The following is a 20,298-nucleotide window of genomic DNA, read 5'->3' on the forward strand; positions in this document are numbered from 1 at the left end:
CAGAAGAATAAAACATGTGACTTTAATTCATATATTAGTCAGTTTATAGTCATCTACATTGTAGAGAGAATTATAATAAAAATAAAACGTTGGCTATATGATCAGATTCGACCCGATTAAAAACCGTATTTATAACGATGAACGTTCTATTAAAGTAGGATACCGTGAAACTCGGGTCCTGGAGTTATTACATAAAAACTCACCCGATATTGTTAACAAACAAGATATTATTAGCTTCGCTTGGGGAAACGAGTTCATAGGGGATACGTCACTAGCGAAAAGTATAAGTTTACTGCGCCAAGGGTTCGTTAGATTAGGCATCAAAGAAACCCCAATCGTCACCGTTCCTAAGGTGGGCTATCGCCTTATCGATGAGTGCGTGGTAATCGACTCCCCCATCAATTATGCAGCCACAACTCCCCTTGCTGATGCGAGCAACCTGATACCCGTCGGCAATAACGGTATTGCTATCGGTGCAGCTGTTGCAGTCGAACCTAAGCCTAACCCTAAACAAAGTTCGTCGGCTTACTTTCCCACTGCTGAAAACCGAAACAAGTTGTGCTACTTCACCACTGGCTGCTTACTGTTGGCATCAGCGTTATTGGCTTTTGCTAAGGTTAATGAGAGAAACCTCAGCGATATCAAACCCGTTAACCGGCTCAGCGAGCAATGGATAGGTCAAATACAAGTTTTCCAAGCCCCTGAAATGGCGATGACGCCAGAGCTAGAAAGCATTCTCTATCATTATCAATGTGATTGCGTGGCGTACATTAGCGAAGAAGCGGAATATTCTGAGCTCTCTATTCTGAACAAAGCCACACGCCAGTCCGTCAACATCTTTTACACGCCAACCCAACTAGATCAAGCCAGTACCGAACTGGCCCTATTCCTAGAAAGAGGTCAATTATGATGCCAATCGTTGCGCTCATTTCTGCATTCGTTTTATTGGTTGGCATATGGAGTATCCCTTCGCCCCAACCAAAAGAAGAGCATCGCTACCAGCATAGCGTGGTGGACCTGATAGTGAATGACAATGTATTACGTACCGACGGATTAACGAAAATAAGTAACAACAAGGTGCTGCACCTGATGTCCGTTCAAGACGACAACATGCCCGACCCACTTGTTCTGCGATTCAGAGGAACAGCCCGTCCTTCTCAATCACTTTTCTTTTCTATTTCTGGCACCATTGACTTAGTCTCTGTGCAAAAAATAAATAAAACAATGAATGACAGCCGATTGGCGCCTTACCTGTTAATCAACAATGACCCATTAACGGTAAAGATTGATATCTTAAGTTCGAATGATTTATTTGCCATCATTAAAACGTGTAATACAGGCCGAACGCAACTTCTGGCCAAACGATAATTAGAGATAGTTTAACCACTAGCAACAAGTGCCCTATTATCAAGTAGCAAGCTTTTCCGATATTACACATAAAAAACGGATGGTTATTTTCATTATTTTATCAGTAATACAATTATTACAGTCTTCCTTACTTTAAGTGTTTGCATTTTAAAACCGATAGCAAAGCAAAATATTCAAGTTAGATTTTTACTCTTTGTCACTCACTACCTGCCCACCTTAAAACTACGAGTATTGTGAATGGTTATACCTGTTCTTCTAATTAACCATTCATACAAACGCCAAAAATAACGTCAAATAATTTTGACGTCTAAGCCCGAATAATGGGCCTTCATTTTTCTAAAAACGGTTTGAGCCCCATCAAACAATTTACGTTCAGTTGCATACTCTTTCACCGTAAAAACACTAATGACAATACAAGTCATTGAATTAACTTGGTAATTTAATTCAACCCTTTTCAGTATCTATCTATTTATCAACATGAAAAAGTGAACTTGTCTTGTTAACTGCACGGCACACAAAACATTATCAAAATAGAAAAATTACAAATGAGGGAATTTTTAATGATCACAGTAAACAGAAGTCTCTTAGCAACCGCAGTGTTGTCTGTTCTATCAACCGGTGTAAATGCGAAGATTTACCCAGACCAAATAGTGTTTGACCAACTTGGTGAAGATGTCTGTCGCTCTGGTTATCGTCCTATAGACCGTTATGAAGCAGAAGAGCAGAAGAGTACTTTGGTCGCTCGCATGGGCACTTGGCAGATCACCGGGTTAAAAGGAAACTGGGTAATCATGGGGCCGGGTTATCATGCCGAAATTAAGCAATCAAGCAGTGGGTCAACGTTCTGTTACCCAAACAACGACCAATCTGAAATCCCTAACTATTCCGCCAAATCGGTTCAGGAAGGCAGCGAAATCGATGTTCAGTATGAATTAGTGAACAACCGTAACGACTTTGTACGCCCATTAAGCTACTTAGCCCACAACCTAGGTTACGCTTGGGTTGGCGGTAATAACAGTCAGTACGTGGGCGAAGACATGACGATAAAGCGCTCTGGCAACAGTTGGGTAATACAAGGAAATAACAATGGCTCTTGTAGCGGCTATCGCTGTGATGAAAAAACCAAAATCACCGTCGACAATTTTGCCTACACCGTTAACGACGACAACTTTTGGCATGGTGATGTTGTCGAGTCGGATCGTGAACTAGTGAAAACGGTTTACGCGACGGCAAGAAACAACAGCAACATCGCGCAACAAGTGGTGGTAGACCTAAAAGTAGACGAATCAACAAACTGGTCGAAAACGAACAGCTACGGATTCTCACAGAGCGTTCAAACAGAGAACACCTTCAAGTGGCCTTTGGTTGGCGAAACTAAGCTCACCGTTAAGTTCGAGGCTAACCAAAGCTTTGCTGAAACAAATGGCAACTCCACTAGCGAACAAGTAACACTTCAAGCTCGTCCTATGGTTCCTGCGAATTCGGAGCTACCGATTCGAGTTGAGCTGTATCGTTCAAGCATCTCTTACCCGTACCGATTCAACGCCGATATTAGCTACGATGTTGAATTCAACGGCTTCCTTCGTTGGGGTGGCAACGCGTGGCACTCTCATCCAGATAACCGCCCGTACAAGGCTCATACCTTCACCATGGGCCGTGGCAGCAGTGAATCTGCCGACATTCGCTACCAATGGGATCACCGTTACATCCCAGGTGAAACTAAATGGTGGGATTGGGGCTGGGCGATTAAAGAAGCTGGCTTATCAAGCATGCAATACGCGACTGGCGGAAGCTTACGCCCCTTCCACTCTTACGTGTCTGGAGATTTCTACGCTGAATCTCAATTTGCAGGTACTATCGAAATTGGACAAGCAACACCAATTACTAGCAATCTACGCAGCAAAAGAAGTACTGATTCCGTCAACGAATCTACTGAGCGCATTGGCGACATCGAAGTTACCACCAACTTTAACGCCGATGAGTTGAGTGACTTAGGTTTCGAAGGTGCTGAGATGAACATTAGCGTCGTTGAATAACTGCGCTGTAGAATAAGATCGGTACAAAGATCTACCAGTAATAAAGCACAAAGCCCACGACACATCGTGGGCTTTCATATATTCATGTTCAACTGAAAACGGTGAACTACACAGGCTCTTCCATCAGAAGCTTAACACCCAGCCCAACCAGCACCATGCCCATCACGCCTTCCATCCACTTCATAAAACTCGCGTTTTTGAGCAAATTTTTAGCCGAGTTAAGCGCGCCAGCCAAACCACATTGCCATACCATCGCAATCATAAAGTGTACCGAAGCCATCAACATAGATTGCAATAAAGGCGAACCTTCAGGGTTTACAAATTGAGGTAAAAAGGCCAGATAGAAAACTGCTGTTTTTGGGTTAAGAACGTTAGACAGAAAGCCTTCACGCAAAGAACGCTTTGCACTGTATGCCTGCTGAGCTTGTTCTCCGACCTTCAAACCGCCACCGTTTTTCATCAATGCTCGCAAACTGCTTAAGCCAAGCCAGATGAGGTAAACCGCACCTACCATCTTAACGGCTTGAAAGAGTTCAGCGGATTGGGCGAGGATTGCAGATATACCCACAGCAGAGAAAAACGCGTGTACATACAAGCCGCTACAAATACCAAAGCTCGTCATACAACCGTCAGCTAAGCCAGAGCGGCTAGTATTGCGAATCACCAAAGCCGTATCTAAGCCCGGCGTTAGCGTTAAAATAGTGATGGCAATTAGAAATGCCTCAAAGTTCAAAATATCCATATCATTGTCATTTTTGTTCAGAGATCTATCATCAATACCGTGTATCTGAACAATTCGCAAGCAACAATTGCCACCAGCTATACAACTCACTGATTTTGTGCACAATAGAACAGTTTGATTTGTTAAGAAATAGTAAATTCAAGGCATCGTACCGCCTCATGCTTTTCTCGCTATATCTTCGACTGCGAAGGTCGGCGTCATTAAAAAGCAAAGCCATAATCAAAGTACACGAGATGAACCTTAACGCTGACGCAGCCCTAAGGATCATTTAAAGAAACCAAATTAAGAGTAGTCAAATGAGCGCATTCAAAAAACTAGTCGAACACTCTCAAAAATGTTCACGCTTTCAACACCTAGCTTCTATTTGTGGTTGGGACCAAGCTTCAATGATGCCAGCAGGTGGTAACCAAGCTCGTAGTGAAGCGATGGCCGAGCTTTCTGTTCATATTCACGGCTTAATGACTCAACCACAGCTTGGCGATTGGATTGCAGACGCTGAAAATGAAGCGCTGAACACTGAGCAACAATCGTCACTTCGTGAAATAAAACGCCAGTGGCAACAAGCAAACCTACTTCCAAAAAAATTGGTTGAAGCGAAATCTCTATCGGGTTCAAAATGTGAACATGCGTGGCGTAGCCAACGCGGTAACAACGACTGGGTTGGATTCGAAAAGAACTGGCGTGAAGTGGTTGAGCTTTCTCGTGAAGAAGCGCAGATTCGCGCAGACGCAGCCAACCTAACGCCTTATGATGCGATGCTGGATATTTATGAACCGGGCACCAGCTCTACTTCACTTGATACCCTATTTGCAGACGTTAAAACTTGGCTTCCAGGTTTAATTGATGAAGTGATCGAAAAACAATCGAGCGAGCAATTTAACGCACCATCAGGTATCTATTCGACCGAGAAACAGAAAGCACTGGGTTTAGAAGTCATGAAGCTGCTTCAGTTCGATTTTGAACACGGCCGATTGGATGAAAGTGTTCACCCATTCTGTGGCGGCGTCCCTTCAGACGTGCGTATCACAACACGCTATGACGAAGCGGAATTCGTTCAAAGCTTAATGGGTATTGTGCATGAAACAGGCCACGCACGTTACGAACAAGGCTTACCAAAACACCTAGCAGGACAACCAGCGGGGGAAGCTCGTTCTATGGGCATTCATGAATCTCAATCTTTATTCTTCGAGATGCAAGTCGGCCGCAGCGACCCGTTCATTGGACACTTAGCGAACTTGGCTGGTCAGCAATTCTCAGGCTCAGAATTTGAGAAAGAAAACTTCCAGAAGATCTACACGCGCGTGAAGAAAGACTTCATCCGTGTCGATGCTGATGAACTCACCTACCCTGCACACGTTATCCTGCGTTACGAGATTGAGCGTGACTTGATCAACGGCAAGATCAAACACACTGACGTGCCAGAGTTATGGAATACCAAGATGCAGTCTTACCTTGGTTTAAGCACTCAAGGCAACTTCACTAACGGCTGTATGCAAGACATCCACTGGACAGACGGCGCATTTGGTTACTTCCCATCGTACACATTAGGTGCGATGTATGCGGCGCAGTTCATGGCTTCAATGAAGAAAACGGTAGATATAAACTCTGTGATTGAAAGCGGTGACCTATCCCCTATCTTCACTTGGTTAGAATCAAACATTTGGAGCAAAGGCAGCCTGCTGACCACTGATGACTTGGTGAAAGGTGCAACGGGCGAAACCTTGAATGCGCAATACTTCAAAGACCATTTGAGAAGTCGTTATCTGTAGATAAAACGCCCAACTACATTGAAGGTTTCTACTTGCAGAGCTTGCTGTGTAAGTAGAACCAAGCTGAAAAAAGCATAGTACAAGTATTGTAAGTCAAAAGTCACAATTATGGCTGAAGGGTAGCTTTGGTTCTAACTAGAAAAGGGGCACTTCTGAGTTACGAAGTGCCATCTGTGAAGGTTCTGGACAATTTTGAGTTAGTGCCTTTGCTAATTTAGCAAGTCATAAATAACTACAGGTATTGTAAAGTGAGTTTTAAATAGCTAGTGCATTGAGTAAAATCGCACTAGCTAACAGGCTTGGTTGAGGTGCGTACTAAGTGACGTTATTAACTCCCCAATTTACGCTAGTTGGTCGGATTTATTCTGGTAAGTACATCCGTTGAGATTTTATCTACGTATTCTTTCCTACGTTTGTCTACGCTAAACCAGCATGAAGATTCATTGCAATAATATTCCCATGTCTTCCAACCATTAACACTGTTCTTGGTAATTTCAGTTCCTGCCCTAGAAAAAGAAGTAAACACCTTCCCATTTAAAAAAATTCCTTCGGAGTTTATTTCTGCACAAACATTAGGATTGCTCTTCCACCTAAGCTTCGTTCCAAGCTCGAACGGAATATCACGAATCCTAACCAAAATCGGTTTACTGTTAGTATTAAATTCAGAATCAAAAATTTCAAACAGTATTTTTCGGGATTCTTTATCTAGTCTTGCGACCATTCGAGCTCCCCAATTTGAAAATATAAAATCAGCAACTTCTGTTGCTATTGGATAAACCGAGGTTCGATACATACCTAAAGATGATTGAGCTTCATTAATGGATAGTCCATTCTCTTCTCTATCCTTTCTTCTTTTTTCGGCACTAAGTGACCAATCGTGTGATAGCATCCACAACTCCAAACGAATTAAAAACTGTTTTTACTGGAAAATCAAAACCTTAGCCTGGTGATTTAGATGATTATTGTTATACAAAATCAACAAAATGTGACCCATTGCAAGCGTCAATTTGACCCGACCAATAACCTTCCTAGTAAATTATTTCAAACATAGCATAAAGCCCCCAAGATTAGGTGCTCAAATGCATAGCTGTTTGTATGACTTTAGATTTCTGGCACTTTTGGTCTGTCAGGGCGATTACTAGTACCCCATGCATCCTACAGAGCAATTAGGCAAGTCTTGCATTTTGCCTTTCATTACTTTTTGTATATCAAAGTTAACTGAACATCATTGTTTAAACTTTGAGGCGTAACTCATTTTGGGGCAGATCTGAGCTAGCAGGCACTTTGCAAGAAAAGCGCCACGAGTAAAACTTCAGGCTTATGAAGCCTCTGGACATTTCCGTTTTAGCAAGATTGCCAATTAAGCAAAGCATGAATTATTAAAAGGATAGAAAAAGTCGCTTACGTGATTGTCAGGGATCATTAGACCACTACAACTTCAATTGTCAGTTATAACTAAAACGGCACCTAGCCTTTGAGCAAAAAACCCTATATAACTCATCCCCACCTTCATGCTCTCTTACTCGAAAGAAAAAAATACTCTTCCCTCCCTCCTCATACGCGAGAGCTAGCTCAGCATCATCTCTTATCAAACCTTCAGCTACTAAGTGAACTTCTAATGCATCGAGTGCTTTTTCTTCTAAGGCTTTATCGTGAATTGGTTTAAAACCTCCAAATGAAAGGGAAGAAAAAAAAAGAGCAAAAACAAAAAAAACAATTCGCATAACTATTCCTTTTTTATTAGTTCAATACTAATTCCAGTTTAGTAAGAAATTAAGATTGTCGCAGCAGTGAAACTAAATAGATAGCTCTCGTTTCATGCAATTAAAGTCGGAGTTCATCATTCTTATTATGGTAAATGGGTAAATTAGCTACCAAAAACAACCCTCAGACCGCCTCAAACGCTCTCAGCGAGGATTTGGGGCTTGTTCAAGGCTATGCTCATACTACCTTGTATGTGTGTGACTCTTTCAGTGCGATTTACAGAGCAAAAACTAGCGAATTCGTTTGAGTCAAGAACTGTACTCTGCCCCCACTTTTCGTACTTTGTGAGTTAAGTCGCCCCGTTAGCAAGAATTTGGACAGCCGCAACTACCTTAAAATGCAGGTCACATTCTCCACTGGACGGACGGCGCATTCGGTTACTTCCCACCTTACACATTAGGTGCGATGTACGCGGCTCAGTTCATGGCTTCAATGAAGAAAACAGTGGATGTGAACTCAGTGATTGAAAGCGGTGACCTATCCCCTATCTTCAATTGGTTAGAATCGAACATTTGGAGCAAAGGCAGCCTGCTTACTACTGATGATTTGGTGAAAGGCGCAACCGGTGAAACCTTGAATGCGCAATACTTCAAAGACCACCTAAGAAGCCGTTACCTTTAATGGAAAAAATTGATAGAGGCTGATCAGTTTATTGATTCAGCCTTTTTAATCACATTTTCAAAACATACTTAGATTGATTTGAAGGTTTTATCCCTTCATCGAACTTAACAATCACGGAAGATTCTGGTACCTACTAGCACGAAATTGGACAAAAACGCGTTAAACTCAAAACTCTAATTCACTTAACTAATATTAGAAAAAGTATCTTGAAACCTTAAAGCTGAGAGGTTGATACGGCGACGTTGAACAATGAGTCTTAGATCTCTAATCAATCACGTTAGTATGGGTGAAGCCTGAAAGTGATAGACTTAGAAAGCGTATTAATAATAATCAACAAAAGTCTGGTGAGTGTGTTATCTTGGTTGTTATCCCTACCGCTTAGTGGGGACTTCTTTTCTTTTCCGAACTCACATCTCGGCACTCCTTAGTTGCCCTCCTAAGCCTCACCGCAGGCTTTAATTATGTCCATTTCAACCCAAAAGTTAAGAAACATCTTCAAACTCACTAGAATTGAAAATGTAGAAATCAACAACGATGTACCCCATTTCACACCTTGGTTACCACTTGCTCAAAAAGTAAAACCTGTCATCCCTTCTGCGATTATATATTGCGAAGGTAATTTTGGTAAAATTGATGGTAAAACCGCTAATGGGTTAGTGAGACATTCGTTAAGCTATCGTATTCTATCGGTTATTGATAGTGAGTCTGCTGGCTTAGATGCTGGTGAAGTTCTTGATAACAAAGCCAATGGAATACCGATCCTTGCTAATGCTGAAGAAGCTATCATTCACGCAGAAAGCATTCCTGATTACTTCATTTTTGGCATTGCGCCATCAAGTGGCTTTTTATCTGACTTAGATAAAAGCATCATTTTAAATTCCATGTCACTAGGAATGAACATCGTAAATGGCTTACATGAATTCCTAACCGATGATCCTCTATTTTTAGAAGCCAGTTTAAAGAATAACGTTCGAATATTCGATACTCGCAAACCCAAAAGTAAAGGCGATCTGAAAACGTTTAGCGGAAAAATACACAACGTTAAATGTCCGAGAATTGCTGTAATGGGGACGGATTGCGCGCTAGGAAAACGAACAACAGCAACAATATTGGCGAATGAACTGACTAAAAAAGGCCTTAACGTCGTTCTGATTGCCACTGGTCAAACAGGCATTATGCAGGGCGCACAATACTGCGTTGCACTCGATGCTGTTCCTTCACAATTTTGTGCCGGTGAGTTGGAATCTGTTATTGTACAGGCCTATGAAAAAGAAAATCCAGATCTGATTATTATTGAAGGGCAAGGAGCCTTGAGTCACCCTGCGTTTTCAACCAGCGCTTTTATCTTACGTGGCAGTTGTCCAACGGGTGTGATACTGCAACATGCCCCTAAACGTTTATATCGTAGTGATTTTCCTGATTGCCCAATGCCTTCGATTGCCTCAGAAATCAATCTTATCGAAACGTTTTCTAATACCAATGTTATTGGACTAACACTGAATCATGAAGATATGTCGTTGGATGAAACACGTTGTGCGATAGACACTTACACTACCGAATTTGGTTTACCGGTTACTGATGTCTTGTCACAGCCTGTTGAACATCTACTGCACATCGTAACGTCAGCCTTTCCTATAATAGCAAGTAAACTGGCCGAAAAAGGGTGAACTACCCTAGGTTAGACATCGATTGTGGAAAAGTTCATCATAACGCTCAGTTCCTGGTTTCTCAGCTCTCACTGAAAAATATATCCGTTACGCCTGTAACAAAAGCCTTCCTCGGTCACCCTATCATCGCACAAGTTCTTATTGATGCTGGCGCAACAATGTTAGCCGATTCAAGAATCGAAAATCTTCAAAAGATGACTGAATCTGGCATTGCTACCCCTAAAATGCTGATACGTACACCCATGCTCAGTCAAGTGGCGAGCGTAATAAAATACAGTGATCTGAGTTTAAACTCTGAAGTTGAAGTGATTCAGAGGCTTTCACATGCAGCGGAACAACAAAATTGCTGTCACGGTATCATTATTATGGTTGAGCTTGGCGATCTCAGAGAAGGTGTGATGCCAAATCGCGTGATTGATTTTATCCGAGAGATTATTTCTTTACCAAACATAACGATAAAAGGAATTGGTACGAATTTAGCCTGTCGGTATGGTGTCGCTCCAGATGATCAAAATATGAATATTCTTTCTGATCTTGCCGATGGAATTGAAGCTACATTTGGGATCAATCTAGAAATTATTTCAGGGGGTAATTCTGCTTCAGTTAACTGGGCTCTTCAGAGAACAGGCTTAACTCGAGTCAATCACCTTCGTATAGGAGAAGCCATTTTTTTAGGCTGTGAGCCTTTAGAGCACGAAAATATCAAAGGCTTACATACGGATGCGGTTTCTTTGACCGCTGAAGTGATTGAATCCAAGACTAAACCGACTTTGCCTTGGGGGAGTCGGGGGTTAAATGCTTTTGGTGAAAAAGAAAACCTTCAAGATAGAGGGGAGGTCTCACAAGCTATTCTAGCATTAGGCCGCCAAGATGTTTGTGTCGGCGGGCTTAAGGCTCCGAATGGGATTAAGATCATGTCTTCAACTAGCGATCACCTTGTCCTTGAATCCTCACAGAAACCACTACTTGTAGGGGAAAAAGTCACATTCAGTTTAGATTACAGTGCGCTCTTATCTTCTATGTCTTCACGTTATATCCATAAATATTTTAAGGCACCTAAAGGGAGAAGAAAGGAAGAAGGAGCGCATAATGCTACGAACAACTGTAATTCTCTTCGTCAGTGTCATGCTTAACGGTTGTCAGATAAGCCCAATAAAATCTAATGGACTTGCCGATTATAGAGCGACAGTTATTTCAAGCCAACTTCCACAAGAGTTAGGCTCAATCACACTCGTAAATGCACAGTCAGAGGGCGATAGTGTCACTCTTGTTTTCGTAAAAAAGAAAACTTTGAATATGGACCGATTAGTAGAAAAAGTCGCCGTTAGTTTTTGTGACAACATCGAAATAAGACCACTATTAGAGAGGGGGGTCTCTTATCGAATCATTACCTTAGGCAAAAATGATAACGTAGAAAGCCTTAACGTCATTTCTCTAGCTAAGTGCTCTAATTGAATGCTTAGCAGTCGAATGGATAAAAGCCAATACGAGTTGTTCAATGTACTCAATGACACTATTTTATTGAGGTTTGACCGCCTTACGCCTTGGGAAAAAAACTTTATCACAGAGTTACACCATAAGGTCGTAACTAGACAACTCATTTCAATTAAACAAAAACAGCTTGCTTTAAGAATTTCAATGAAAGCCTATAAATCAAAGAAGAAAAACGCGCGTTCCAACGTTTAATTTAAGCTTGTGTATACCTAATCTGTTTAAGGCCATCTAAACCTTGGACAGATTAGTAGTATTTGCACTTAATGTATTGAAAATAATCAAGTGTAGCGGTGAATGGGTAACAACTTTCAGCGTAATAGCAATTGAAACACCTAAGTATTTAGGTTCCTTTTCGATTAACACTCAGTACCTTCTGAAAGCAACAATGCATCTTCTAATTCAACCCCAAGATAGCGGATTGTATTATCTACCTTGGTATGACCAAGTAGTAGCTGCACCGCTCGGATATTTTTCGTTTTTGCGTAGACTAACGTCGCTTTTGTTCGCCTCATCGAGTGAGTGCCATACAAGTTAGGATCCAACCCCAGATTAGAAGCCCATCTCCTCACTAAGTATCGATAGTACGAATAGCTAATCGGTTGTTGCTTTCGCCTTTGGCTTGGGAAAATAAAATTGCTGTCATGTAGCGAAGCCATCAAAATCCATTTCATTAGACTCTGTTGAGTTCTTGTCGTTATCTCAAATTGAACTTCAATATCTGTTTTGCGCTGGATATGCTTAACGCGGTTAAATATCCTATCTTGCGAAGATACATCGCAAACTCTGAGAACGAGCAAATCACTTGCTCTAAGTTTGCTATCAATAGCTAAGTTGAGCAACGCAAGCTGCATCAAATTATTTTCAATTTCTAATCTGGTTCTGATCCGCCAAATTTCCTCAAGCCGAAAAGGCTTTTTGACGCCACTTCGTTTCGTTTTGTTGAAAACTACCATGATGACCTCCTTTTTAATTTGGTCATCACGATTGTAGTTGGAAGGAAATGGACAAAAACGTTTTAGGTGTACTGCTCTAAACCGTTTCGTTCAGATTAGAAAAAGTCCTTGAAACCTTAAACGCTTGTTATGCGATTGGACACTTTTTCAGAGATCTAGCAAAGTAAAACTCTTTTGCACTTTCGATACTTTGCTTATTTACTGCTGCAACATCAGAGTAATTAAGGAAACTGTCTGGAGTATTAGCTGCAAACGCAAACTTAGGAGAGATAGGCATTAAAAAAAGATCATGATAGCTGTCCGCACATAAGAATTGACCTTTGCTTGCTTGGAGCAAGCCCCACTTTACATCTTTAAAGTCGAGCATGTGTTGGTCGATTCCAGATTGGATTAGATGCCCCGTCAATTGTCTCGCTGGAATTTCACCCTCTGAATTCACAAATCCTGCACGCTTAACCTCAATGATTTCCTGTTGCTCCTTAGTTAAACGAAGGCCGGGCACACCACTAAGTTTTGCGTTTGACAAACGATTTAGATGAGCCTGATGACGTAAACGCCATAAGACAAAATATTTAGATATTGCATGGTGGTTTCTTTCTTTTGAAATACCAAGGTTATCGATTTGCTCATGATAACCATGCTCAATATCTACCATGTAACCACGCTCAGCACGCTCATCCCAATTGCGCTTAGTACAAAATATTTTCGCTCGCTTGTTCCGAGGGAAGGTTAGAGAAGTTGACTTCTCAAATACTTCAACATTGTCGGTATGGTTATAAAATTTACCTATTGAATGCGCTGTATGAAAATGCTGTTCAATTGTAATTCCTAGTGGATTTCTCTTTCTAGGTCTTTCGTATTCCATGGTTCCCCCTTGAATCGCATAACGCTTTATAGACGGACTTTTTCCGTCTATGTTGCTGCTATTTGTTATGAAACTCAAATGTTATCAATCTGTTGTGTGAACTTGTGTATATTTACAGGGGTGAATTACGGAAAAACTCCGTATATGAGACTGAAGTACGGATTAGATTAACTTGGTCTTTTGATGTAATGGCTAGATCGTCCACTCATTTGGTCTGAGAAGCTTTGGGGCATAAATGAGCTATAGCTTCCCCTAAATTAACAATTCAGAGATAACTAAACGTATGGAAAGTCGCTTAACGTAGCATCCAGTATTGACGGTGCAGATCAGTTTAAAACTAGCTCATTTATCGCCAGTGAGCATACCGAAGAAGATCTGTCTCGACTCTGGCGTGTTGTCTCTATGAGTTTCGTATTTTACATGCGCGTTTGCATCAACTGCTTTTGATAGCTTGATGCTCCATAGTGCTTTCATTTGATTTGGTACAATTGAATATCGGACATCGATAATACGCAGCTCGTCTGTTGGGTCCTGAGCGATATAACCATTTGAAAACCAGCGGAAACGTTCTATGTCTTTGGCTTGTTGAGAGTCCGGGTCAAGCCAAGGTAAATCCCTGCTAACATTCAGCTTCGCAATCGACTCTCCGGGATACGTGCTTACCGATGTGCCAACCCGCACTGCGTCTACATGGTAATGAGCCTCTGTTTCGTACACCACTTTCCAAACCAAGATATTCGCAAAGCTTGGTTTTGCCTCTAATCGAATCGGTGTGTGTTGCCTTTCTTGCGCTAATTGCCACCCAATCGCCTCTGCCCTGTCTCGCTGAATCATCCCTAATGTTGGATAAATTAGCGCCCAAGTAAACGCAACACGCGCTAGCCAAGGCGCTCGTTTTAACGTCGCAAACACAAGCAACACTAGAATGGGAAGCGTATAAACAGGATCGATGATTGATATGGTATTCCAAGAAAAACGCGCGTTGGTGAAAGGCCAAAGTAACTGCGTGCCATAGGTGGTACAAGCGTCTAACAGTGCATGAGTACCATAGCCCAGAGCACAAAACAGCCAACTTTGTTTGAAAGAAAGCCCACGTTTTTTTGCAATCAGGTGATGCAGAACCAAAGCGCAGATCAAACTGCCAATGGGAATAAAGAAGAGTGAATGGGTAAATTGTCGATGAAATTCCAAAGCCAACAAAGGGTCACTTTGAGACTTAATCAGTGCATCCAAATCTGGTGCTAACCCGGAGAGCAGCCCTAATACCCCAGCAACAACCAAATGTTGTTTTTTGCTGGCCGATTGTGACAAAGAAGCGCCTAACACGCCCTGCGTTAAAGGATCCATAAATCACTCATTGATAGCATTCCGTTGAATCAAACAAAATACATTTAGCTATAGCGGTGAACTGTTCATAACTAAACGGTTTTATCAATATACTCATGTACATAGCTGTATAAGCATAGACCGATAAACAAAAAAAGAGCAGTTATGAAACTGCCCTTTTCTAATTATTGGTGGTTGATCAATTTATTCGTTTTTGTTCTGTATATTCACACTTGAACGATCTTTTATTAACGAGCAACCATGCTTGCTGCGATAACCACCAGCAGTACTGAGAAGATTTTCTTAATCGTTGGAACCGGTAAATGGTTGGTGGCTTTTGCGCCTAACGGAGCCGTAAACCAAGACGTGCACACAATACCCAACAGCGCAGGCAGATAAACAAAGCCAGCAAAGCCATCTGATAGAGCAAAGTGGCTGCTACCTGAACTGATGTAACCTATCGAGCCAAACAACGCGATCACAATGCCACAAGCCGAGGCACAACCGATGGCCTTTTTCATACCGACAGAGAAGAACGTTAATAGCGGAACCAGCAATGCTCCGCCACCAATACCTATCATGGCAGATAAGCCACCCGTAATGGTTGTCAGCACAGTGAGCACACCTTTGTTCGGCAGTTTTCGTTCCTTAGGCGCATCATTTTTGCTGCTTAAGAACATCTTGATCGCAATAAGAACCACACTCACAGCAAACACAATACGAACGACTTTTTCCGGTAACAACGCCGCCATAAAACCACTAACCAATGCACCCAGAGCAACACCGAGCATGATCCAAGGCGCCAGATCCCAAGGCACGTTGCCATTCTTGTGGTGAGCGAGTGCAGAAGATGTGGAAGTGAACAGTATCGATGCCAACGAGGTAGCAATCGCAGCGACAACAACTTGGTCGGAAGGTAGAACTTCTAAATACAGTAAAATGCTGCTTAACACAGGAACAATGATCAGCCCTCCGCCAATACCTAACAAACCGGCTAGAAACCCAACACCACTGCCCAGTAACGCACAGTAGAAAATCAACAACAGCAATTCACTCATTTCATCCATCTCTTAATTAAATTAATCGTCTTAAATAACACACTATTAATGCGGTTATATTTCCATCAAGCTAATTAATATAACTGACACCGACTAAAATATTCAAACAGAATAGATCATGAATATTCCTCATGTTGAATGTGAAGTAATACCATTGTTAATGGTCAACCTATCAACGTATAAAAACCTTAAGCGATTAACTTTATACGACATTAATTCTACTAAGCATTAATTTCAGACAGCATAGCCTTCGATTCTTAATCCGGTCACAAGCAAAAAATAAAAGCCGTTTTAATACTAAAGACCGAGAGAATCAGAAAAAAAATTGGGATACCAAATCAGCATGAATAAAGAATTTAATTTTACGATTAAGAGCATTAGCCTCGACGAAAACTACCAGCCTGCAGACAGCACGCGTATCACTACCAACTTTGCTAACCTGGCTCGCGGTGACAGCCGTCAAGCGAACTTACGCAATGCACTACAAATGATCGATAACAGTTTCAACGCGTTAGCGCACTGGGATAACCCTAAGGGCGACCGCTACTCTGTTGAGCTTGAAATCATTTCTGTTGATATGGATATTGAAAGCAACGGCGAAGCATTCCCTTCAATTGAAGTGCTGAAAACCAATATTGTAGACCGTAAAACTAACGAGCGTATTGAAGGCATTATCGGAAATAACTTCTCTTCTTATGTTCGAGATTATGACTTTAGCGTACGTCTATTGGATCATAATAAAGGCCAAGATAAATTCAGCATTCCAGAAGATTTTGGTGACTTACACGGTAAGCTTTTTAAATATTTCGTTAACTCTGACGCTTACAAAAAGAACTTTAATAAAAGACCTGTTATTTGCTTAAGCGTGTCAGATAATAAAACCTATTACCGCACTGAAAACCAACACCCAGTATTAGGTTTTGAATACCAACCGAATGAGTCTTCTTTAACTGAACAATATTTCAAAAAGATGGGCTTACAGGTTCGTTATTTCATGCCGCCTAACAGTGTTGCACCTTTGGCCTTCTATTTCTTTGGTGATCTGCTGAACGATTACTCTAACCTAGAGCTTATCAGCACCATCAGTACCATGGGTACGTTCCAGAAAATCTACCGACCTGAGATTTACAACGCGAACGCGGTTGCGGGTAACTGTTACCAACCAAACTTGAAAAACTTGGATCACTCGCTGACTCAAATCGTGTACGACCGTGAAGAACGAAGCCAGCTAGCTGTTGAACAAGGTAAATTCGCAGAAGAGAAGTTCATTAAGCCATACCAATCAGTTCTAGAGAACTGGTCGGCAAATTACGCACTTTAATCGTCTATTGCGCTCTCAAACCACCCAAGGATAGGCAATATTATTATGAAAACACTATTACCGACTTCAACAGCGGGCAGCTTGCCGAAACCGTCTTGGCTTGCACAACCAGAGACGCTTTGGTCGCCATGGAAACTTCAAGGCGATGAACTCACAGACGGCAAACAAGATGCGCTGCGTGTCTCTCTGCACGAGCAACAGCAAGCAGGCATTGATATTGTGAGTGACGGCGAACAAACACGTCAACACTTTGTAACGACCTTCATTGAACACCTGAATGGCGTTGATTTTGAAAAGCGTGAAACCGTTAAAATCCGCGACCGTTACGATGCGAGTGTACCGACGGTTGTAGGCCCAGTTTCTCGTCAGAAATCTGTGTTTGTTGAAGATGCGAAGTTCTTACGTCAGCAAACCGACCAACCGATCAAATGGGCTCTGCCGGGGCCTATGACCATGATTGATACACTTTACGATGCGCATTACCAAAGCCGTGAAAAACTGGCGTGGGAATTTGCAAAGATCCTCAACGAAGAAGCCAAAGAACTTGAAGCGGCAGGCGTGGATATTATTCAGTTCGATGAACCTGCGTTTAACGTGTTTTTTGATGAAGTGAACAATTGGGGCATCGCTTGTTTGGAAAGAGCCATTGAAGGGCTTAAGTGCGAAACAGCAGTCCATATTTGTTATGGCTACGGCATTAAAGCGAATACGGATTGGAAAAAGACATTAGGCACCGAGTGGCGCCAATACGAAGAAGTCTTCCCTAAGCTGCAGCAATCGAATATCGACATTATCTCTTTAGAGTGTCACAACTCTCATGTACCTCTTGAGCTGCTTGAGCTCGTACGAGGCAAGAAAGTAATGGTCGGTGCGATTGATGTTGCAACCGATTCGATTGAAACACCGGAAGAAGTGGCTAGCACTCTACGTGAAACACTTAAGTACGTTGATGCCGACAAGCTCTACCCTTGCACCAACTGCGGCATGGCTCCCCTACCTCGCGAGATAGCCTCAGCGAAGCTTAATGCGCTAAGTGCTGGCGCAGAGATCGTTCGTAAAGAGCTTTCAGCGTAACGCTTTCCTAAAGAACAAAAACTATGCCTTTAAGCCTAAGTATCATATTGATGCTTAGGCTTTTTGTTATGTGAGTTAATGAGCTTTACGCGCTGCTTACCAGGTTTTATCTAGGTCTTGAGCATATAAAGAGATCGCTCGTTGGTACTCTTTAATCGCATCGCTATTCGTCGTGGAAACTAAAAGCTCAAGTAACAGCGATGTCGCTTCTTTATGGCGACCTAGTTCGACACGCTAACATACGGCTCCATTCTTCTTTGCTCATTGCGCCTTTAGAAAGGTAAATATTGTGTTTCTGCATTGCACCTTTCGTGTATGAAAGCTTGATGAATGAGCCAATTTCAAACGGAAGAAAGCTACGCTGTAAAGTCACATCACAAGCAACGCCATTTAAACGTACATGACCGTTCGTGATTTCAAACGAGCTATCGCGAAGCTTCCACCACAACATTAGAATTTTTATTAATGGAGGAACACAAATTATCAGCCCTATGGTTAGCAGCGATGAACGATCACCGTCTGATATCCAATAGACAAGACCTAGTGCAATAACAATAAACAGCAACTCTGAAAATAAGTATTTAACAAAATTTAGTTGGATACGGTTATCCATGACACTCTCTCAATGATGACCCTAAAGGCAGCTCCATTTCAAAGAGCCCTTTCACTTCAGACAACTGAGTAAAACCTTTTGATTGATAAATCTTAATGGCGGGGTTCTCACTGAACACGCGCAACACTAACTGAGCCGATGCTTGATTGTTCGCATGTTCAATAGCCAAATCGAGACACTTAGAGCCAAAACCTTGACCTTGACAGTCAGCTAATATCTGCAAGTCCCTAAGAAACGTTGTACCACTAGCGTAACTGAAGCGAACAACACCAATACGGCGATCCCCCACATAAATTTCATAGTTATCCAGCTCATCCCAGCTGCGTAAAAACTGGCTATGACCCCAAGCGATTCCACGAGCTTGATAGTAACTCGCCATATTCGTTTTGGTGATCGATTCAGCGAACTTAGGCTCTGAACCTTTGACCAACCTTACTTCCATATTGTGTCCTTTGTTTTCAAATCACATCTGAATACGGCATAGCAAAATGCCGTATATGTTGAATCATTTTTAGGTACATACTGGTTTCACTTCCTTCCATTGTGTATCCCATTCTTCGCCTAACAAATTAGAAAGTTTTTCACAGTCGTATAGATAGCGAAGACTATCTTTACAGTACGCAGTAAGTATTTCAGTTAACTGACCAGACGCTTTTTCGTTGTCTTTGAGTTTTCCGTACATCATCAAACCAGTCCTAAAGGTGTCTTGATCGAGGTCAGACGCTTGCTTCGATAACATCCCAAAGGAAATAGCGTTAATAGATAGGGCTAATGCAATCGCATCGCCTTCATCTCCCTCTAATTCACAAGCACTATAACGAGCTAACAAGTTCGATGTTTTAATTAATGGGGCAAGGTCTTTTGTATTTGCATATTTATAGGTTTCAAAACCTTGCCGCACCGCAGCTTTATGACTGTCTTCAATGCTCACAACATAGTCTGTCAAAACATGTAAGCTCGCATATGCACCTAGCCCGAAAGCCACAATGAACACGGCGATTAATCTGATCACTTATCTCTCCTAAAAGAACCTTGTGCTGGTTAATTTTAAACGGCGTCTTGTAGTAACAACCCTACTTGCCATCGACCTTTTCTAGAAACCAACTTCCTTGGCACGGCCCATTGGTTAAGTGCCATCGGCCGTCAAATCTACTGCCACTGCCACGTGCGGAAAAACGATAATCCCATTGGCGATGTTTAGCATATAAACGTAAGTCGCCGTTTTCCGTCACCCAACCCTCTAACGGTGTTCCATTGTAGGTAAGCCTTAGAGTAGCCTTACCCTCACGAATAGTTCCGGTGATGGTTGTGCGTTCACACATATTATTGCCAGTGGTGTTAATACGGCGGCCTAGCCACTCACCGTCGAAATCGATAGAAGGAACAAATTGGGGACTATCCGGAAGTTTAGGAAACGACTCGGAATTACTGGACCCGAACCACTGAAGCTCACGACCAACAAGGAAGAAGACAACAAAGCCGATTGATATCGCTATCACAAATCCCTTTTTCATTAGCCTCTTCCTAATCCGCTGACCTTAAGAAAAGAACCCTAACATAATGAAAAGTAATAACTTACCATCAGTTTAATTAACTTTGATATATTCCACAAATTGCATTCAAATGT

At 42.0% G+C, this 20,298-nt stretch carries 21 protein-coding genes and 1 pseudogene; 11 read left to right on the top strand and 11 right to left on the bottom strand.

Annotated elements, in window-relative coordinates; all coding sequences use genetic code 11:
• The first annotated feature begins 97 nt into the window (after positions 1–97).
• From BCU07_RS06720 to BCU07_RS06730, 3 genes are all read left to right on the top strand, one after another.
• Entirely contained in the window at positions 98–910 is an 813-nt protein-coding gene (locus BCU07_RS06720; RefSeq protein ID WP_102429273.1) for a winged helix-turn-helix domain-containing protein, read from the top strand.
• Positions 907–1,368 (top strand): hypothetical protein, encoded by a 462-nt coding sequence (locus tag BCU07_RS06725; protein ID WP_017059728.1) that lies wholly within the window; start codon positions 907–909, stop codon positions 1,366–1,368. The genes BCU07_RS06720 and BCU07_RS06725 overlap by 4 nt, the downstream gene beginning before the upstream one ends.
• A 560-nt stretch (positions 1,369–1,928) precedes the next feature.
• Positions 1,929–3,404 (top strand): aerolysin family beta-barrel pore-forming toxin, encoded by a 1,476-nt coding sequence (locus tag BCU07_RS06730; RefSeq protein ID WP_102429272.1) that lies wholly within the window; start codon positions 1,929–1,931, stop codon positions 3,402–3,404.
• Between the two features lie 106 nt (positions 3,405–3,510).
• On the opposite strand, the gene BCU07_RS06735 is transcribed toward BCU07_RS06730, so the two are convergent.
• Complete coding sequence (locus tag BCU07_RS06735; RefSeq protein WP_102429271.1) at positions 3,511–4,146, bottom strand: LysE family translocator; 636 nt, start codon at positions 4,144–4,146, stop codon at positions 3,511–3,513.
• Between the two features lie 296 nt (positions 4,147–4,442).
• On the opposite strand from BCU07_RS06735, the gene BCU07_RS06740 reads away from it, so the two are divergent.
• Complete coding sequence (locus tag BCU07_RS06740; protein WP_102429270.1) at positions 4,443–5,915, top strand: carboxypeptidase M32; 1,473 nt, start codon at positions 4,443–4,445, stop codon at positions 5,913–5,915.
• Between the two features lie 346 nt (positions 5,916–6,261).
• Here the strand turns inward: BCU07_RS06740 and BCU07_RS06745 are convergent, their stop codons facing one another.
• Both BCU07_RS06745 and BCU07_RS06750 read right to left on the bottom strand, forming a co-directional pair.
• Positions 6,262–6,804, bottom strand: coding sequence for a hypothetical protein (locus BCU07_RS06745; RefSeq protein ID WP_102429269.1), 543 nt, complete (start codon positions 6,802–6,804; stop codon positions 6,262–6,264).
• A gap of 556 nt (positions 6,805–7,360) precedes the next feature.
• On the bottom strand, positions 7,361–7,639 hold the full coding sequence (locus tag BCU07_RS06750; protein ID WP_017063787.1) for a hypothetical protein: 279 nt from the start codon (positions 7,637–7,639) through the stop codon (positions 7,361–7,363).
• 391 nt (positions 7,640–8,030) lie between these two features.
• On the opposite strand from BCU07_RS06750, the pseudogene BCU07_RS06755 reads away from it, so the two are divergent.
• From BCU07_RS06755 to BCU07_RS06775, 5 genes and pseudogenes are all read left to right on the top strand, one after another.
• Positions 8,031–8,300, top strand: a pseudogene (locus tag BCU07_RS06755) (carboxypeptidase M32); the annotation flags it as partial.
• Positions 8,301–8,761: 461 nt separating this feature from the next.
• Positions 8,762–9,967 (top strand): DUF1611 domain-containing protein, encoded by a 1,206-nt coding sequence (locus tag BCU07_RS06760; RefSeq protein ID WP_102429268.1) that lies wholly within the window; start codon positions 8,762–8,764, stop codon positions 9,965–9,967.
• Positions 9,964–11,100: an alanine/ornithine racemase family PLP-dependent enzyme gene (locus tag BCU07_RS06765; protein ID WP_102429267.1), complete on the top strand. Its 1,137-nt coding sequence runs from the start codon at positions 9,964–9,966 to the stop codon at positions 11,098–11,100. The genes BCU07_RS06760 and BCU07_RS06765 overlap by 4 nt, the downstream gene beginning before the upstream one ends.
• Positions 11,057–11,422, top strand: a complete 366-nt coding sequence (gene gspS2, locus BCU07_RS06770) for a type II secretion system pilot lipoprotein GspS-beta (protein ID WP_372035815.1) — start codon at positions 11,057–11,059, stop codon at positions 11,420–11,422. Before BCU07_RS06765 ends, gspS2 begins: the two co-directional genes overlap by 44 nt.
• The gene (locus BCU07_RS06775) at positions 11,423–11,653 is read left to right on the top strand and encodes a hypothetical protein (protein ID WP_065584872.1); all 231 of its coding nucleotides are present in this window, start codon (positions 11,423–11,425) and stop codon (positions 11,651–11,653) included. It begins immediately after the preceding gene.
• A gap of 164 nt (positions 11,654–11,817) precedes the next feature.
• On the opposite strand, the gene BCU07_RS06780 is transcribed toward BCU07_RS06775, so the two are convergent.
• The 4 genes from BCU07_RS06780 to BCU07_RS06795 all read right to left on the bottom strand — a co-directional run bounded on the left by BCU07_RS06780 (position 11,818) and on the right by BCU07_RS06795 (position 15,663).
• Positions 11,818–12,414 (bottom strand): tyrosine-type recombinase/integrase, encoded by a 597-nt coding sequence (locus BCU07_RS06780; RefSeq protein WP_016792302.1) that lies wholly within the window; start codon positions 12,412–12,414, stop codon positions 11,818–11,820.
• A gap of 127 nt (positions 12,415–12,541) precedes the next feature.
• Positions 12,542–13,279 (bottom strand): hypothetical protein, encoded by a 738-nt coding sequence (locus tag BCU07_RS06785; RefSeq protein ID WP_102332665.1) that lies wholly within the window; start codon positions 13,277–13,279, stop codon positions 12,542–12,544.
• 342 nt (positions 13,280–13,621) lie between these two features.
• Positions 13,622–14,626 (bottom strand): metal-dependent hydrolase, encoded by a 1,005-nt coding sequence (locus BCU07_RS06790; RefSeq protein WP_102429252.1) that lies wholly within the window; start codon positions 14,624–14,626, stop codon positions 13,622–13,624.
• A gap of 227 nt (positions 14,627–14,853) precedes the next feature.
• The gene (locus tag BCU07_RS06795; RefSeq protein WP_017066225.1) at positions 14,854–15,663 is read right to left on the bottom strand and encodes a sulfite exporter TauE/SafE family protein; all 810 of its coding nucleotides are present in this window, start codon (positions 15,661–15,663) and stop codon (positions 14,854–14,856) included.
• Positions 15,664–16,006: 343 nt separating this feature from the next.
• Between BCU07_RS06795 and BCU07_RS06800 the strand changes: the two genes are divergently transcribed.
• Together BCU07_RS06800 and BCU07_RS06805 are read left to right on the top strand one after the other, a co-directional pair.
• Complete coding sequence (locus BCU07_RS06800) at positions 16,007–16,984, top strand: DUF1852 domain-containing protein (RefSeq protein ID WP_017064213.1); 978 nt, start codon at positions 16,007–16,009, stop codon at positions 16,982–16,984.
• A gap of 45 nt (positions 16,985–17,029) precedes the next feature.
• Positions 17,030–18,058 carry a methionine synthase gene (locus tag BCU07_RS06805; RefSeq protein ID WP_017062410.1) on the top strand — a complete coding sequence of 343 codons (1,029 nt, stop codon included), beginning with the start codon at positions 17,030–17,032 and terminating at the stop codon, positions 18,056–18,058.
• A 211-nt stretch (positions 18,059–18,269) separates the two neighbouring features.
• Here BCU07_RS06805 and BCU07_RS06810 read toward each other — a convergent pair whose 3' ends face one another.
• The 4 genes from BCU07_RS06810 to BCU07_RS06825 all read right to left on the bottom strand — a co-directional run bounded on the left by BCU07_RS06810 (position 18,270) and on the right by BCU07_RS06825 (position 20,185).
• Positions 18,270–18,671, bottom strand: a complete 402-nt coding sequence (locus tag BCU07_RS06810) for a hypothetical protein (RefSeq protein WP_017062409.1) — start codon at positions 18,669–18,671, stop codon at positions 18,270–18,272.
• The gene (locus tag BCU07_RS06815; protein ID WP_102429251.1) at positions 18,664–19,113 is read right to left on the bottom strand and encodes a GNAT family N-acetyltransferase; all 450 of its coding nucleotides are present in this window, start codon (positions 19,111–19,113) and stop codon (positions 18,664–18,666) included. The genes BCU07_RS06810 and BCU07_RS06815 overlap by 8 nt, the downstream gene beginning before the upstream one ends.
• A gap of 69 nt (positions 19,114–19,182) precedes the next feature.
• Entirely contained in the window at positions 19,183–19,683 is a 501-nt protein-coding gene (locus BCU07_RS06820) for a hypothetical protein (RefSeq protein ID WP_017064207.1), read from the bottom strand.
• Positions 19,684–19,744: 61 nt separating this feature from the next.
• Positions 19,745–20,185 (bottom strand): hypothetical protein, encoded by a 441-nt coding sequence (locus BCU07_RS06825; RefSeq protein ID WP_017062406.1) that lies wholly within the window; start codon positions 20,183–20,185, stop codon positions 19,745–19,747.
• Positions 20,186–20,298 lie beyond the last annotated feature (113 nt).

It is taken from the genome of Vibrio sp. 10N.261.54.E10 (genome assembly GCF_002877735.2).
GTDB lineage: Bacteria > Pseudomonadota > Gammaproteobacteria > Enterobacterales > Vibrionaceae > Vibrio > Vibrio crassostreae_C.

Coding starts and splice junctions, on each gene's coding strand:
- BCU07_RS06795 (WP_017066225.1), bottom strand. CDS start 15,663: ATGAGTGAATTGCTGTTGTTGATTTTCTACTGTGCGTTACTGGGCAGT.
- BCU07_RS06730 (WP_102429272.1), top strand. CDS start 1,929: ATGATCACAGTAAACAGAAGTCTCTTAGCAACCGCAGTGTTGTCTGTT.
- BCU07_RS06825 (WP_017062406.1), bottom strand. CDS start 20,185: ATGAAAAAGGGATTTGTGATAGCGATATCAATCGGCTTTGTTGTCTTC.
- BCU07_RS06775 (WP_065584872.1), top strand. CDS start 11,423: ATGCTTAGCAGTCGAATGGATAAAAGCCAATACGAGTTGTTCAATGTA.
- BCU07_RS06785 (WP_102332665.1), bottom strand. CDS start 13,279: ATGGAATACGAAAGACCTAGAAAGAGAAATCCACTAGGAATTACAATT.
- BCU07_RS06780 (WP_016792302.1), bottom strand. CDS start 12,414: ATGGTAGTTTTCAACAAAACGAAACGAAGTGGCGTCAAAAAGCCTTTT.
- BCU07_RS06800 (WP_017064213.1), top strand. CDS start 16,007: ATGAATAAAGAATTTAATTTTACGATTAAGAGCATTAGCCTCGACGAA.
- BCU07_RS06720 (WP_102429273.1), top strand. CDS start 98: ATGATCAGATTCGACCCGATTAAAAACCGTATTTATAACGATGAACGT.
- BCU07_RS06805 (WP_017062410.1), top strand. CDS start 17,030: ATGAAAACACTATTACCGACTTCAACAGCGGGCAGCTTGCCGAAACCG.
- BCU07_RS06810 (WP_017062409.1), bottom strand. CDS start 18,671: ATGGATAACCGTATCCAACTAAATTTTGTTAAATACTTATTTTCAGAG.
- BCU07_RS06740 (WP_102429270.1), top strand. CDS start 4,443: ATGAGCGCATTCAAAAAACTAGTCGAACACTCTCAAAAATGTTCACGC.
- BCU07_RS06815 (WP_102429251.1), bottom strand. CDS start 19,113: ATGGAAGTAAGGTTGGTCAAAGGTTCAGAGCCTAAGTTCGCTGAATCG.
- BCU07_RS06750 (WP_017063787.1), bottom strand. CDS start 7,639: ATGCGAATTGTTTTTTTTGTTTTTGCTCTTTTTTTTTCTTCCCTTTCA.
- BCU07_RS06745 (WP_102429269.1), bottom strand. CDS start 6,804: ATGCTATCACACGATTGGTCACTTAGTGCCGAAAAAAGAAGAAAGGAT.
- BCU07_RS06725 (WP_017059728.1), top strand. CDS start 907: ATGATGCCAATCGTTGCGCTCATTTCTGCATTCGTTTTATTGGTTGGC.
- gspS2 (WP_372035815.1), top strand. CDS start 11,057: ATGCTACGAACAACTGTAATTCTCTTCGTCAGTGTCATGCTTAACGGT.
- BCU07_RS06735 (WP_102429271.1), bottom strand. CDS start 4,146: ATGGATATTTTGAACTTTGAGGCATTTCTAATTGCCATCACTATTTTA.
- BCU07_RS06790 (WP_102429252.1), bottom strand. CDS start 14,626: ATGGATCCTTTAACGCAGGGCGTGTTAGGCGCTTCTTTGTCACAATCG.
- BCU07_RS06760 (WP_102429268.1), top strand. CDS start 8,762: ATGTCCATTTCAACCCAAAAGTTAAGAAACATCTTCAAACTCACTAGA.